Source organism: Algoriphagus halophilus (assembly GCF_900129785.1).
Taxonomy (GTDB): Bacteria; Bacteroidota; Bacteroidia; order Cytophagales; family Cyclobacteriaceae; genus Algoriphagus; species Algoriphagus halophilus.
This window is the reverse complement of the sequence record NZ_FSRC01000002.1, coordinates 1,071,210-1,085,887: the sequence shown is the minus strand read 5'-3', so window position 1 is coordinate 1,085,887 and position 14,678 is coordinate 1,071,210. Positions and strand designations below refer to the sequence as shown.

11 protein-coding genes are annotated in these 14,678 nt (G+C 39.1%); 4 read left to right on the top strand and 7 right to left on the bottom strand.

Annotated features, from left to right (window positions below):
• Positions 1-56: 56 nt before the first annotated feature.
• A complete protein-coding gene (locus tag BUR11_RS16525; protein WP_074226072.1) occupies positions 57-2,387 on the bottom strand; it encodes a M1 family metallopeptidase in 2,331 nt (776 codons plus the stop codon).
• 19 nt (positions 2,388-2,406) lie between these two features.
• Entirely contained in the window at positions 2,407-2,988 is a 582-nt protein-coding gene (locus tag BUR11_RS16520; RefSeq protein ID WP_074226071.1) for a HupE/UreJ family protein, read from the bottom strand.
• Positions 2,989-3,071: 83 nt separating this feature from the next.
• Between BUR11_RS16520 and BUR11_RS16515 the strand changes: the two genes are divergently transcribed.
• Both BUR11_RS16515 and BUR11_RS16510 read left to right on the top strand, forming a co-directional pair.
• Positions 3,072-3,563 carry a DUF6702 family protein gene (locus tag BUR11_RS16515; RefSeq protein WP_074226070.1) on the top strand — a complete coding sequence of 164 codons (492 nt, stop codon included), beginning with the start codon at positions 3,072-3,074 and terminating at the stop codon, positions 3,561-3,563.
• 71 nt (positions 3,564-3,634) lie between these two features.
• A complete protein-coding gene (locus BUR11_RS16510) occupies positions 3,635-4,312 on the top strand; it encodes a CAP domain-containing protein (protein ID WP_074226069.1) in 678 nt (225 codons plus the stop codon).
• A 331-nt stretch (positions 4,313-4,643) separates the two neighbouring features.
• Here the strand turns inward: BUR11_RS16510 and BUR11_RS16505 are convergent, their stop codons facing one another.
• Complete coding sequence (locus tag BUR11_RS16505) at positions 4,644-6,629, bottom strand: M1 family metallopeptidase (protein ID WP_074226068.1); 1,986 nt, start codon at positions 6,627-6,629, stop codon at positions 4,644-4,646.
• A 49-nt stretch (positions 6,630-6,678) separates the two neighbouring features.
• On the opposite strand from BUR11_RS16505, the gene BUR11_RS21195 reads away from it, so the two are divergent.
• Positions 6,679-6,822: a hypothetical protein gene (locus tag BUR11_RS21195; RefSeq protein ID WP_159439237.1), complete on the top strand. Its 144-nt coding sequence runs from the start codon at positions 6,679-6,681 to the stop codon at positions 6,820-6,822.
• An 11-nt stretch (positions 6,823-6,833) separates the two neighbouring features.
• Here the strand turns inward: BUR11_RS21195 and BUR11_RS16500 are convergent, their stop codons facing one another.
• The 3 genes from BUR11_RS16500 to BUR11_RS16490 all read right to left on the bottom strand — a co-directional run bounded on the left by BUR11_RS16500 (position 6,834) and on the right by BUR11_RS16490 (position 12,502).
• Positions 6,834-8,354, bottom strand: coding sequence for a RagB/SusD family nutrient uptake outer membrane protein (locus BUR11_RS16500; RefSeq protein WP_074226067.1), 1,521 nt, complete (start codon positions 8,352-8,354; stop codon positions 6,834-6,836).
• A gap of 28 nt (positions 8,355-8,382) precedes the next feature.
• Positions 8,383-11,460, bottom strand: coding sequence for a SusC/RagA family TonB-linked outer membrane protein (locus BUR11_RS16495; RefSeq protein WP_074226066.1), 3,078 nt, complete (start codon positions 11,458-11,460; stop codon positions 8,383-8,385).
• A 484-nt stretch (positions 11,461-11,944) separates the two neighbouring features.
• A complete protein-coding gene (locus BUR11_RS16490; protein ID WP_074226065.1) occupies positions 11,945-12,502 on the bottom strand; it encodes a 2'-5' RNA ligase family protein in 558 nt (185 codons plus the stop codon).
• A 103-nt stretch (positions 12,503-12,605) separates the two neighbouring features.
• On the opposite strand from BUR11_RS16490, the gene BUR11_RS16485 reads away from it, so the two are divergent.
• On the top strand, positions 12,606-13,520 hold the full coding sequence (locus BUR11_RS16485; protein WP_074226064.1) for a universal stress protein: 915 nt from the start codon (positions 12,606-12,608) through the stop codon (positions 13,518-13,520).
• On the opposite strand, the gene BUR11_RS16480 is transcribed toward BUR11_RS16485, so the two are convergent.
• Positions 13,517-14,428 carry a class I SAM-dependent methyltransferase gene (locus BUR11_RS16480; RefSeq protein WP_074226063.1) on the bottom strand — a complete coding sequence of 304 codons (912 nt, stop codon included), beginning with the start codon at positions 14,426-14,428 and terminating at the stop codon, positions 13,517-13,519. The two genes, BUR11_RS16485 and BUR11_RS16480, sit on opposite strands and share 4 nt — an antisense overlap.
• Positions 14,429-14,678: the final 250 nt, after the last annotated feature.

Genomic DNA, 14,678 nt, shown 5'->3' with positions numbered 1-14,678 from the left:
AAACAAAAACAAAAAAAGCCGACTCTCGCCGGCTTTTCTTATATCTATACTAATTCTTAATTATTTTTTGCTCTTTTCATTGGGTTGCTTCCTGTAGAAGTTCCTCTTACAGCTCCTGAACCTTTGAACAATTCGAAACGCGTAGGCTGGTATTGTCTTGGCCAGTAATTATTGGACTCATCAATATCCGCTGTCTCTCTTAAAGGATCCAAAACGATCTGTTTTACTTCCTTTTTCTTGGCAAAAACTTTTGTTACTTCGGTTTCATTCATTCTCCAGATCTCTGCAGGGATCCGTTCGATTTCAGAAGTTCCATCAGTGTATTGCCACTCCAAAATTATCGGCATTACCAATCCACCCACATTTTTGAAGTTGAGTTCATAGAAATTCATATTTGAATTCAACAACTCTTTTTCTTTTGGAGATAAGCTCGCCATGAAGCTTTCATAGGCTTCCTCCTCAGCAGGAGTAACCGTAAATGGATTGTAGGTGGTGTAGAAATCACGTGTCTCTGGATCAGCTTCTATCACAGTTTGAGGAACATCCTTCATGTTGGCAGTTCTAGACACATTGGTCTCATCATACTCAGCTGCTGCTTTGGCATCGGCAGCTTTCTCTGCAGGAGTTCGCTGATCCAATTTAAACCAAGCTACATTTTCAATTGCAATATCCACAGGCTCTGTTCCATAGAACCAACCTCTCCAGAACCAATCCAAATCAACTGCAGAAGCATCTTCCAAAGTTCTGAATAAATCATCAGGAGTAGGGTGCTTAAACATCCACCTTCTTGCGTATTCTTTGAAAGCATAATCAAACAACTCACGACCCATCACGGTCTCTCTCAATATATTCAGCGCAGTAGCTGGCTTTGCGTAAGCATTTGGACCAAATTGAACGATATTTTCAGAATTGGTCATGATGGGCTCCAAGGTATTTTTTGGGCTTCTCATATAAGGAACAATCTTATGTGCAGGGCCTCTTCTAGAAGGGAAATTCCTATCCCATTCCTGCTCCGCCATGTATTGCATGAAGGTATTCAAGCCTTCATCCATCCAAGTCCACTGACGCTCATCAGAATTAACAATCATCGGGAAGAAATTGTGACCAACTTCGTGGATAATTACCCCGATCATTCCGTTTTTCACCGCTTCAGAATAGGTACCATCAGCATCAGGACGACCGTAATTGAAACAGATCATTGGATATTCCATTCCATTGGCAGCCTCCACAGAGATGGCAGTTGGATAAGGGTAATCAAAAGTATGACTTGAATAAGACTTGATTGTATGGGCAACTACTCTGGTAGAATACTGACCCCAAAGTGGATTTGCTTCTTTGCCATAATAAGACATCGCCATCACATCTTTGCCGCCTTGCTTCACAGCCATTGCATCCCAGATGAATTTTCTAGAAGAGGTCCAAGCAAAATCCCTCACATTTTCGGCCTTGAATTTCCAGGTTTTCTTGGCAGTAGCTTTTCCTTTCTCTAGTTCCGTAGCTTCCTCCTGTGTTCTGATTACCACTGGAGCATCATAAGTTTGCTTCGCTCTGTTCCAACGCTCCAACTCTGTTGATGAAAGCACTTGATTTGGGTTTTGTAAGACTCCTGTCGCACCCACCATATGATCAGCAGGTACCGTGATATTTACTTCGTAGTTACCAAAAACCAAAGCGAACTCGCCTCTACCCAAAAATTGCTTGTTTTGCCATCCTTCAAAATCAGAGTAAACCGCCATTCTTGGGAACCACTCAGCCATGGTGTAGAGATAATTTCCATCCTCTTCAAAATATTCATATCCTGGACGACCTGAAATATACCCTACTCGATTGGTGATATTGAAAGACCATTCCACTCCAAAGGTAAATGAATCACCTGCCTTCAATGGCGTTGGCAAATCAATTCGCATCATGGTATTGTTCACAGTCACTGGCAATGGATTTCCTTTGGCATCCGTTACTTCCAAAACTTTATATCCAAAGTCCTCATTTGCCCAGATGATGCCTTCAAGAGTTCTAAGAGTCATTCTGTTGTTGATAGAACTCTCAGCGACTTTTGGTGTGCTGGAATCTGCGCCACGTTGGTTTTCCTCCAGCTGAACCCATAAGTAGGTCAATTGATCAGGAGAATTATTGATATAGGTTACTTTTTCTGAACCTTTGATGGATTGGTTTTCATCATCCAGTTCAACATTGATCACATAATTTGCCTGTTGCTGCCAGTACATATGGCCAGGAGCTCCTGAGGCTGTTCTGTAAACATTTGGTGTCCGAAGCATAGGCCCCAACTGCTCAAATCGTTCTGCATGGTTTTGCTCAGATCGTTGTTGTGCAAAAACTCCTGCAACACTCAATAATGCCAAAGAAGCGATTAATCCGATTTTCTTCATATAACTATAAGGTGATTTATTACCAAAATTTCATTTCTAACATTAACATCAGGGATATCCCAAACACAAAGGAGGATACGATCAAGGTCCATTCTTTCCTACTTACACCAACCAATCCCACTAAAATGGAGGTGGCTAGCAGGTAGGCCCCCACGATTACAATTTGTCCTAATTCCAAGCCTAAATTGAAAGCCAATAAGGGTTGCCAAATAGACATCTCTTGCCCTAAAAGATTTCTTAGGTAGTTGGAAAAACCAAGGCCATGAATAAGACCAAAGAATAAAGCAAAAATGTAATTGATGCTTACTCCCTTTCCAGAGGCAGGTTTAGGCCGTAAAAGACTGATAAAAGCAGTGATTGCAATGGTCACAGGAATCAAAAACTCAATCAATTCCGTATTGACTTGGATGACTTTGAAAGTGGCCAAAGCAAGTGTAATGGAATGTCCAATCGTAAAGGCGGTCACCAACACGATGATCTTTCTCCAATCCCTTGGTATAAAAACAGCACAGAGTGCTAAGACAAATAAAATATGATCGTAACCTTGTATGTCCAAAATATGTTGAACACCCAGGCGAAAATACAATTGAAAGGAACTCATATAGGGTAGAACTACTTCTCATGAAGTAAATTAGCGGCAATTATACAGGATTATTCCCACAAAAGACAAAAGACTCTTACCAAATGCATCATCTTTATATATGTCTGATTTCTTGGGGATGGTTGGCATTTTCCCACCCATTCTTCTTAAGTCTCACGGAGATCAGATACAATGAAAACAGCCAAAAATTAGAAATCGCACAAAAAATATTTTGGGATGATCTGGAAATCTCATTAGAGGAATTTCACGATGCTAACATCGATGTTTTAAATCCTGCGGACAAAGATCAGTTCAACAAACAAGTCAATGCATATCTATTAGATCACAATAAAATCTGGGTAGATGGAAAACCGGTTTCTTTGAATATTCTCGGATATGAAGTGGAAGAAGAGGCCATTTGGTTTTATATAGAATCTGCCAGCACTAGCTTTGACCATTCCATCAAAGTCCAAAATTCAATTTTGCTAACTGAGCACGAAGCCCAGCAAAACATTGTGCATGTGTATGTCAAAGGAAACAGTCCTAAAAGTATGCTCTTGAGAAAAGGGCATGAATCTGAAAGCTTGGAGTTTTAAAAGAAATTTTTCGGAATACTATTTTGGCATTTTTTTCGTCAAAAGAGAAGAAGTCAAATTAAACTATTCCCTTGTTTCGCTTTCTTTTCATCATCCTATTTCTTGGTAGCTGTTTCCGATTATCTGCCCAAAATTGGTCGGAAAAAGACTACGAAAAATATTCAGTACAGGAGTTCTTTCAATTAGAGGCGATTTATAAGCCCATCGATTTTCAGAACATCGATCGACCTTTATTACATGCAGCCATCTTTTATGTCACCAATGAAATGCGTCAAAAAAGAAGGCTTCCCCTGTTTAAACATCTTCCTGCTGCAGAAAAAGTTGCCAAAGACCATGCAGATGACATGGTTGCCTATGATTTCTACTCTCACTACAGCAAAGTGCCAGGCAAAAAGTTGCTAACGGATCGTCTGAAACTGGAAGGGCTAGACCCTTATTGTTATGCAGAAAATATCAGCTCAAGCAATGGACTCCAATATGAATATGGGAGAAAAGTGAACCCTCCTGGTCCCAGTGGTATATTCACCTATGTAACCCGTTCAAAACGAGAAGAAATCGTTCCCCATACCTATATTTCTTTCGCAAGATCAGTATTGATTCTATGGATGAATTCCAGAAGTCATAAAAACAATATCATCAGTACCTGCTATCAATATTTGGGATGTGCAGCAGCTTATTACGGAGATGACACCTTCTATGATATGCCCAATTTCATAAGCGTACAATGTTTCAGTAGTGAACAAAAATAAGCACTTCCTAAAATTTCATTTATCCTGAAAAATGCCCGATTGGAGGGGTTTTAGGCCTAAAATCATAAAAAATCATAAAGGGGGAACCTTGTGTAACTAAATCAGTATTTAAGAGTGCGATGACACGGACTTGTCTTGCAGCTCACACGGAGAGTAAGGCTTTTCTTAGTTTAGTTGATACCTATCGTCATTGTCATAAAAGGCTCCAGTGAAAAGGAGCCTTTTCTTTTTTTTGGTATTATTTCTTGGGTAATTCCACCACAAGACATGGGCTTGATCCACAATTACTGATTATCCAGAAATCAGAATCTTCCAGGCAACCATAATTTTTTCACCTAATCCAGGTATTATCTTCTATGTTTTTATCAGGGAATCTACGATAGGGATCAAGCGTGATTTTCTTGATCTTTCTATCCCCTAAATCCATCTTAGCTTTAAAAGTTCTATCTCCATCAAACCAAACAGTAACTGGCCAAGTAACTTCCATGGTAGTAGCATCGATCATTTTCCCATTTGAAATAGGTTTGATGGCAGGGCCTTCGCTTTCAAATTCCACCTTCAATACGATAGGAGATGGCATTGCTCCATCTTGCCTAATGGTTACGGTTGTTACTTCTCCTTCCGAACTTACATCCTGAATTGAGCCTTCCACAGTTTCTGTAGTAAATAACCAGTAATACCAAAACCACTCAAGATTTTCTCCTAATTGATGGTTCATAAAAAACATGAAATCCCATGGAGATGGATGCTTATATGCCCAAACAGCAGTGTATTTTCGAATGGCATCGATCACCTTGTCATCACCAACAATTCCTCCCAGCATGGACAACATCAGGGGTGTTTTTCGATAAGTTTGAAAGCCATAGCCAGTTCCAGCATAGTTTGCACTCCACATCAAAGGAGCTTCATCCTCATTGCCACTCATCATGCCATAGCTTTGACCGTAACCATCTAAATCATAAGGTTCTCCTGCCGCATCTGCTGCTGACAATATATTCATATACTGGTTAAACCCTTCATCCATCCAACCATATCGAGTCTCATTGGTTCCTAACATCATCGGCCACCATTGATGGGCTGTTTCATGGTCTGCAGCACCCTGATTCGAATTGATCACCATGGGGTACTCCATTCCGGCGCTTGGACCATCCTGCAAAGTCAATTGTGGAAAAGGATAAGGTGCCCAAAGCTTGGAGTAAAACTCTAATGCATGGCGGGTTCTCTCAGCCGCATTTTCAAAATATCGAGCTCTTTCAGGAATAAAAACCATATGAATAGGAATTGGACCCTTCTCTGGAATCATGGCTCTAGTAGCTTTCCATATAAATCTATCGGAGGTAGCCCAAGCAAAATCATTTACTTTATCAGCTACAAATCTCCAAGTCAGCTGGTCTCCATCCACGGTGGATTTACCGGGACCTCTTTCCTCTTCTCCAACAATGGTAATTTCCTCATCAGACTCCAGAACTTTTGAAAGTTGCTGGATCGCTTTTGGAGTCAAAACTTCTTCTGGGTTTTGTAAAACACCTGTTCCAGATACAATCCATCCTGCAGGCACTGTCAAAGACACATCGAATTTTCCAAAATTATTAAAGAACTCAGCTGGTCCTAAATAATCATTCGTTTCCCACCCTCTTAGATCGTCATATTTAGCCAGTCTAGGAAACCATTGAGTAGGCTGGAATAAGGTACTATCAAAACGCTGGGTCATTCTATGCCCTCTACCATTTGGACCACCCGGTAATTTTGTATTCCAATCTATTTCCAATTCTGCAGTCATACCCGCTTTAATTGGCTCCTCCAAAGTGATTACAGCTACCGTCCTTGTTAGTCCTGAAACACGAAGCTGAGGAGATTCATTTCTACGAGAAGGAGCAGCATTCAAATCCACCACATCCCCATTTACTTGCAAGCGTGTTACAATCATCCCCTCTGTTTGCTCGGCCGGAGTAGAAAATCCACGAGGAACATCCGCTCTAAATATATTGTGGTCTAATCTTAAAACGATTTGATTTAAATCATCCTTGCTATTGTTGTGAACAAGTATTTTCTCTGAACCAGTGATGGTCTGTGTGGATGGATCCAAACTTGCTTGAATGGTGAAATCTGTCTCTAACTGCCAATAATTTGGTCCTGGAGTCCCTGAAAAGTCTCTTGTACCTTCTGCAAATGCCTTTCGGATGGAATTAGTCATCGGAACATCCTGTCGAATCACTCTTGTCTGGGTCTCAATAGAATTCCGAAGTGGTTTCAGGCTATTTTGTTGCGCAAAAGCAGCTGTAGTAGTGAAAAATAAAAATAGGATAAAAGCACGCATGTGGTTCTGATTTATTTCTGAGTTGAAAACTTAGTGAAATATCCAATAAATGCCTCAAAGAATGAAGATGTGTGGTATTTCATTTAAAGATTTTGGTAAAAAAACTCAAGAATTGGAAAGAAGAAGGAAAAAACTCTCACTTATAAAAATAAAAAATCCGGCCCTGGGGCCGGATTTTAAAACACTTGATTAAACAGGCTTTTATTAATAACCTGGGTTCTGCTGAATAGGAGCAGTATTGTTGGTCTGTAATTCAGCCAATGGAATTGGCCAAACAAACAAGTGACTGGAATAATCAATGGAGTGATCCATTGGGATTTCTCTGTCAGTTGTATAGAAATCGATGTTAGTGATGGATCTAGAAGTAGCCTTAGCAGGTACTCCGCTCATTCTTCCTTCACCAGATAATCTATGGATATCAGCCCATCTTCTACCTTCTGCCAAGAATTCGATTCTTCTTTCGTTGAAGATTGCGGTTAATACGCCGTCTTCATTTCCAAGACCAGCTACAGTATAAGCTGGAACTGAAGCAGGAAGTGCACGGCTTCTCACAGAGTTTAATAAGGTTACTGCTTCAGCCAACTTACCTGTTCTAGCGTTTGCTTCTGCAGCATTCAATACTACTTCAGCAAATCTTAAAATCACATTAGGATCAGTATAGGTTGTTGCATCCTGATATTTGTCAGTGAAAATACCTGTTCCGCTACGAGTAGTTAAAGCAGATCTTCTGGTATCTTCTTCATGCCAAAATTCAGATCTCCAAATAATTGGGCTGATTTTCACCAAACCTCTAGCACCCAAATCAGGGTTACCATACATGGAAGGCAACGCACCGTTTACACCTGGGTTTGCTTCTGCAGAGTTAACAAAAGAGAAGATGTTATCAGAACTGTTACCACCTCTAAATGGAGTAGCAGGATTAGCTGTAAGAGCATACATAGAAGTAAGCTTGTTGTATTCAGTCAATACACCTGCCCAATCTCCCATGTGCAATTTAACTCTTGACTTCAATGCGATTGCAGCACCTTTGTTTGCTCTAAATGCATCGTCTTCTGACAATAAGCTTTCTGCAGCATCCAAATCAGCCAATAATTGAGTGTAATCCTCACCTACTGTAGTTCTACCTACCGCTTCTCCGTCTGGAACTTTGGTTACATCATCGATACCAAAAGTTCTATAAGGAATACCTAATGAAGATGGATCATCAGAATAAGGTCTCGCAAAGTGAACCAACAATTCATGATGCGCCAACGCTCTCAAGAAAAGCATTTCACCTTTGTAGTTATCTCCTTGCTCAGAAGTCAAAACTCCGTCTGCAACAGCTATATCCAAATTCTCCAAAATGATATTCAATCTGTTGATCATTCTGTAAAGAGAGATCCACATACCATTGTTGTTGGCAGAGTTAGGGCTATAAGACCCTACATAAGTGATTTCATAGAACAACTGGTCGTTGTACATGTCTTCACCACGCATGTCACCCTGCTCCACGTTGGCTGCTCCAAAAGGATAACCTCTTTGTACAGCGTTGTTGTAATAACCTCGCTGAGCAGATTCATAGACACCTAGTACCGCAGATTCAATTCTTGCGGCAGTAGAAAACGCCTCTGAATCAGGAATCAAGTTGGCCGGAGTCAATTCAGTTACATCACAGGCAGTGGTAAAACCAGCAATTGCTAGGGCTACCAAACCCATTTTGATATTTTTTATTGTGAATTTTTTCATAGTAATTCTTCTTTTTCGGTTTTATAAATTAGAAACCTACGTTCAGGCCAAGAGTGTAAGTACGAATGATTGGAGCCACGTTCCAATCTACACCGAAGCTCAGCTGACCTGAGAACTGGTTAGACTCTGGATCCAATCCTGAGTAACCAGTGAAAGTAAATGGATTCTGTACTTGTGCGAAGAATCTAGCATTGGAGATTGCTCCATTGAATGCAGTTTGAAGAGCAGCAGCAGGAATAGTGTAACCTACTACAATGTTTTGGATTTTAACGAAATCACCTTTCTCTACAAATCTTGAGTTCGCAGCAGAATTTTGCCACATGTTTTGGTCCTGACCAGAGTATAATTTTGGTACGTCAGTTACCTGACCACTTTCAGTCCATCTGTTCAAGATGCTTGCATGGTTGTTAGAGAAACCTTGACCCAATAGACCTCTTACAGATTCATTCATGATGTAGTTACCACCAGAGAATCTTGTAAAGATTTCAGCATCAAAGTTGCCAAACTTGAAGTTGTTTGACCATCCACCTTGCCACTTTGGAAGGGTATTACCTAAATATTCCTGAGTTGGAGCAGATCCTGCAACAGAAACATCACCTGGATTAGCTGGATCATAAGCCTTATAACCCAATGCACCTGGAACCAAATTGTACTGTACGATATTATCACCAGATACATACATTGGGTTACCATTAGCTGGATTCACACCTGCCCACTGATAACCGTACAACTGAGCGATTGGATTACCCTCTTCAGTTCTGTTGTAAGTTCCAGTCAATGGAGAAATCAATTCATTTACTTCATTTTTGATGAAGGTAATGTTGAAGTCAGTATCCCAAGAGAAGTTACCTCTGTTGATTACATTCGCATATGCTCTCAATTCCAAACCAGAGTTGGTCATAGAACCGATGTTTTGGCTAATGTTATTTCCTGGTACACCTAGAGAAAGTGCAGTTGGAGCATCTAGGATCAAACCATCAATGTCATTCTTGAAATAATCAGCAGCGATTGTTACACGACCAATGGTCATGTCCAAACCAACGTTGAACTTCTTGGAAGTTTCCCACTGTAGGTTATTGTTCGCAATTGCAGCATAACCGATACCTGCACCAGCACCACCCAATACTGGGCTATAACCACCGTAAGCAGCGAATGTACCAATTTCAGTATTACCTACTTCAGCATAAGAAGCTCTAACTTTGAAATCAGAAATTAATTCAGAGTTGAAAAACGCTTCGTCAGAAACTCTCCATCCCACAGATCCACCGAAGAAAGTACCTCTTTGGTTTTCAATTGCCAAATCAGAAATACCATCATTTCTCACAGTGAAAGACGCAAGATATTTTCCTTTGTAAGAATAGTTGAATCTACCGAAATAAGAATCGAACCCTCTTTCAGCATAGCCACCACCAGAGAATTGGTTGTTGTAAGAACCAGAAATCAAGTTGTTCAATCTGTAGAAGTTATCAGAAAGGTCAGTTCCTGAAGCAGAGAAATTATAGAATTTAGTAAACTGATATTCTAAACCACCAGTAACGTTTAAGTTATGGTCATCTGCAATGACAGTCTGGTAATTCAACGTATTTTGCCAGTTCCAACGGAATGCTGGATTGTAAGCCATGAACATAGAACCGTTAGAGCTTCTACCATCACCATGTCTTGGATCCAAAGATTGGAAGTCATCATTCATGGTCAAATCAATACCAATTTGAGTTCTAGCAGTCAAACCTGTGATGATGTCTACTTCTCCATAGGCATTTCCAATGGCTCTATGAGTACGGCTTCTGTACAAGTTGTTTTGAATGACAAAACCAATGTTTGGAATATTGTTGTCAGGACCAGCTAGGTTTGCACCAAAACCGGTAGTCGCACCGTTTGCTGTTACATTGAATCCGTCAAATGCTGTGTTTTCAGCATCGTAAATCGGCACGTTAGGCAAAGAACGAGTCGCATTGTAAATCGCACCAGAAAGAGAGTTTGCACCATTGTTCAAACCGAAAATTTCTGTGAAAGAGTAAGAAAGAGAAGTACCGATTCTTACTGCTTTGGAAATACTGTGATCAATGTTTGCTCTGAAAGAGTATCTGCTCAATTCATTAGGTTTTACTGGAGATTCCTGATCAGTGTAACCCAAAGAGAAGAAATATTTCGTAGCATCAGAACCACCAGCAATAGATAGGTTATGCTGTTGAGTAAATCCTTTTCTGAAAATTAGATCTTGCCAGTCGGTATTAACACCTGGATTTGCCAATGGAGATTGGTTGGCATTCGTTCTTTTCTCATTGGCAATAGTTACCCACTCATCACCAGTCAATAAGTCGAATCGATCCACTTCCTCATTGAAACCCATAGAAGTGTTGTAAGACACTTTTGCTTTACCAGAAGCACCTCTTTTGGTTGTAATCAAGATGACACCATTTGCTGCTCTAGAACCATAAATTGCAGAAGCAGAACCATCCTTCAAAACCTCGAAAGAAGCGATATCTGCTGGGTTAATGTTTGCCAATGGGTTAGCAGCGTTTACAGAAGATCTGTCGCTGCTTACAACTGGTACACCATCGATTACGATCAATGGACTTGCGCTGGAAGAAATAGAGTTGATACCACGGATTCTGATAATCGGTGCAGCACCTAAAATACCAGATGGAGTAGTGATTTGCACACCTGGAGCTCTACCAGCCAATTGAGATTCAAAAGATGGAGATACCAAGTTTTCAATGGACTTGCTATCAATGGAAGTTACCGAACCGGTAATTTCTCTTCTTTCCTGAGTACCGTAACCTACTACTACTACCTCATTCAAAGTTTTCACATCCACATCCATGACCACGTTGATCACGCTGCTGGATCCAATAGGCATTTCTTTGGAAAGATATCCTACAAAACTGAAGACCAAAGTGGTTGCTTCACTTGGAACTTGAATAGAATAACTTCCATCCAAATCCGTAATTGTTCCTTGTGTGGTTCCTTTCACCACCACGCTTGCTCCTGGTACTCCTTCTGGCTCTTCAGCCGAAGTTACCCTACCAGTGATTGTTTTGCTTTGCGCCAAAACTGACATGACTGTCAGAAGTGTAAACGCCAAGCCTAATAAAACTTTCTTCATAGGTCGATTATTTAGTTTTTTTAACTATCGTGCGGCGAATATCCTCTGAAAGTTTGAATTGTAAAAAGATTCAAACAGGCCTCTAAAGCATTTAGAAGGCAATTATATATGGTTATTTGTAGAAAAATTTATTTTTTATATGGTTCACATGTTTACACATCAATTTTCCATATAAACCATCTATTCTCTTGGTAAAAGCAGTAATTAAATTCTGAGATTTTTTAAAAAATATCTTTAAATAATCGACTTTAAAAAATTTGATATAGTTCTAAAAATTGTTTAGTTCATAAAACACAAAACAATATTCGTAGTAAACTAAAAACGAAACAATTTTACCCAATTTAATTCTGAGAACTACCTTTCCCCGTTCAAATGAATCAGAATATTATTCTATATAGTATCTGAATTACAAAATTTAATTAATTACAAATTTTTTTTATAAACGGAACAAAATTTCGGTATTTTGGATAAATAACAGTAATAATCACTGGTTTTTTTCTCCAAAATCAACACTTCTATGAATAAACCACCTCCCATTTGCTCTTTTTAGCAAAAAAAATTGCATAACAACGATTTTTTCAAAAATAGGTTGTGAATCCAAAACTTTAATAATATTTGGTATTGAATTTTTTTTCAAATCTTTAAATGCCAAAGTCATATGCGGATGATAGTTTCTATCGCTTAACTCCTCATTTAGCTTCAATTCTCTTTTGCAGAAAGATTTCAAATTAGTTTGAAGCTGAAACAAATCATCATTTCCTTTTACTTTTAAAAAGACCACTCGATTACCAAAAGTATCAATACCTCCTATTGTCAATTCTAAAGGAGAATAATCAATCATAAACTCCTGTAGCTTTTCAATTAAATAATCTTCCTTAGCTTCGTTATAAGTAAATGGCATCTTTAGGGTAATATGCGCAGGAGATTTCAAGGCATACTTAATATTGAAACGTTCTTTCAACTCCAACTTTAACGCAGTTGCTTTTTCCTGTAATTCGCCTCCAGGAACAATTGCTAGAAAATACTTTTGAAAACTTGCCATCACTCAATTTTACCTTGAAATCTATTCTAATGTGCAAAAACAAAAAAACTATTCGAATTCCTCAATCAAACTATTAAATTGATAAGCCAAATACCAAACAGCTATGAAATACTTTTCTAAGGCCATGATTGGCCTCGATCTTACAGAAATGGACGATATCCTAATCGAAAAAACAATTGTTTTTTTAGAGTTCTTAGGAATCGATAAATGCTATTTCGTTCACGTCGCAAAAGATTTAGCAATACCTCAGGATATTTTGGAGAAATACCCCGATTTATTAGCACCAGGAGATGAATCTCTGGAAGCATTGATTTCAGATAAATTAAAGAAATTTAATTTCCCTGAGAATATTGAATTAGAGGTCTTCGCAGAAGAAGGAAATCATCCATTGGACACTTTCTTAAGATGGGCCAAAATAAAGGATGTGGACCTGATCATCATGGGTAGAAAAGAGACTTTGGAAGGAAGCGGCTCTCTCGCTAAAGGAATAGCCAAAAAAGCACCTTGCTCTATCCTAATGTTGCAAGAAAAACGTCCTCCTGGGCTTCCAAAGAAAATCATGATTCCTAGTGATTTCTCTGAACATACCCACATGATTTATGATTTTGGGGAGAGAATTTCGGATGAACTACACGCTGAACTAGTACCGGTACATATGTATCATGTCCCTCATGGGTATTCCAAAACCGGCAAATCATTCGAGGAGTTTGCAGAAATAATGAAGGAAAATGCTCGTCATGACTTCCAGAAGTTTGTAAGCAAGCACAATCACCCAGAATTGGAATGTCAATTTGTCCTAAACGATGGACAGGATGATGGAAAAGTCTTGTTGGACGAAGCACTAGAACTAGAGGTGGACATGGTATTATTGGGATCTAGAGGAAAAACAAAATCAGCTGCCATTTTACTTGGAAGTGTTGCTGAAAAGCTGGTTATGGTTAATAATGTATTACCTATGTTGATCTTTAAGAAAAAGGGTGAAACCATGGGCTTTTTCGATGCCCTATTTAAAATTTAAGGTTTGGTTAAATAAAAACATACCTGATCTCCCAAGCCCTCTTGATTATAATAGAGGGCTTTTTTTTGATATTCCTCAAATTCCTCTTTTGAAAATTCATTCGAAACTAGCTCTGGGTCAAGAGGAAGCCCCCGTTTGTATAACTCGGTTCCCCAAAACTGAAAATCAGTAGAATCAAATTCGACCTCTTTCAATTCAAACCCTACTTTTTTTGAGACCAACTCGAATCCTTTGATAGAGGGTATAATCAAATGCCTTGGAGCATCCAGTTGAACCCAAAATGCGCGCTCCTCTTTCCAAACTTGAGCATCAGAAACAGGTGTTCTTATTAGTAGTTTACCGCCGGATTGAAGCTTTTCAAAGCAAGAATTCAAAATCTCCAAGGGATCCGACATATGCTCGAATGAATGATGCATCATGATCAAGTCAAATTGCATCTCTGATTCCTCGATGGTTTTTTTCCATAAGGTAAGGTTAGGAGAGATCACTTTTTCTTGGCTCATAAAGGGATCAAACCCATGTAAATCCTGATAACCAGAGGCAAAAAGTTCATAAAGGAGTTGACCGTTTCCACACCCGATATCGGCAATGCGATCCGAAAATTTCGGCTTTAATTTCTTCAACCAATACCCATAGGTGGGTTCAAATTCTTTCCTTCCAATTAAAAAGAAAGCTTTCAGACGAAGGGTTTTGAACAAATTTTTCAGAGAACTGGAAGGCACAAGCTCCTGAAATGAATAATAACCTCCACTATAATAAGGAGACATATCCGAAGGGACTGTTGCTAATTGTAAAGAACCACAAGATTTACATTCCTTGTAAACAAATGCTTCGCCTATTCCAAACATCTGTTCTTTTGCATTGAACTCCAATTGTTCCGAAGAACCACAAAATTTACATTTCTCCATTCAAATAGTCTCTGTGTTCTGGTTGAATACCTGTTCGCCCATAGTTGGGTACAGCAAATTGCTTGATAACAACTAAATTCTAACCAAAGACAAAACTAGCCGAATTCTTAAGCTAAAAAGAGAACCTTTTCAGTTTTCGATTCCGATTGGGATTTTTTTTTAAAAATCTTGACAGATTAGAGCCAACTTAACCTATTTGGCAAAAAATCTGTTTATAGAATCACTTATATTCGACAAAAATCAATCTAAT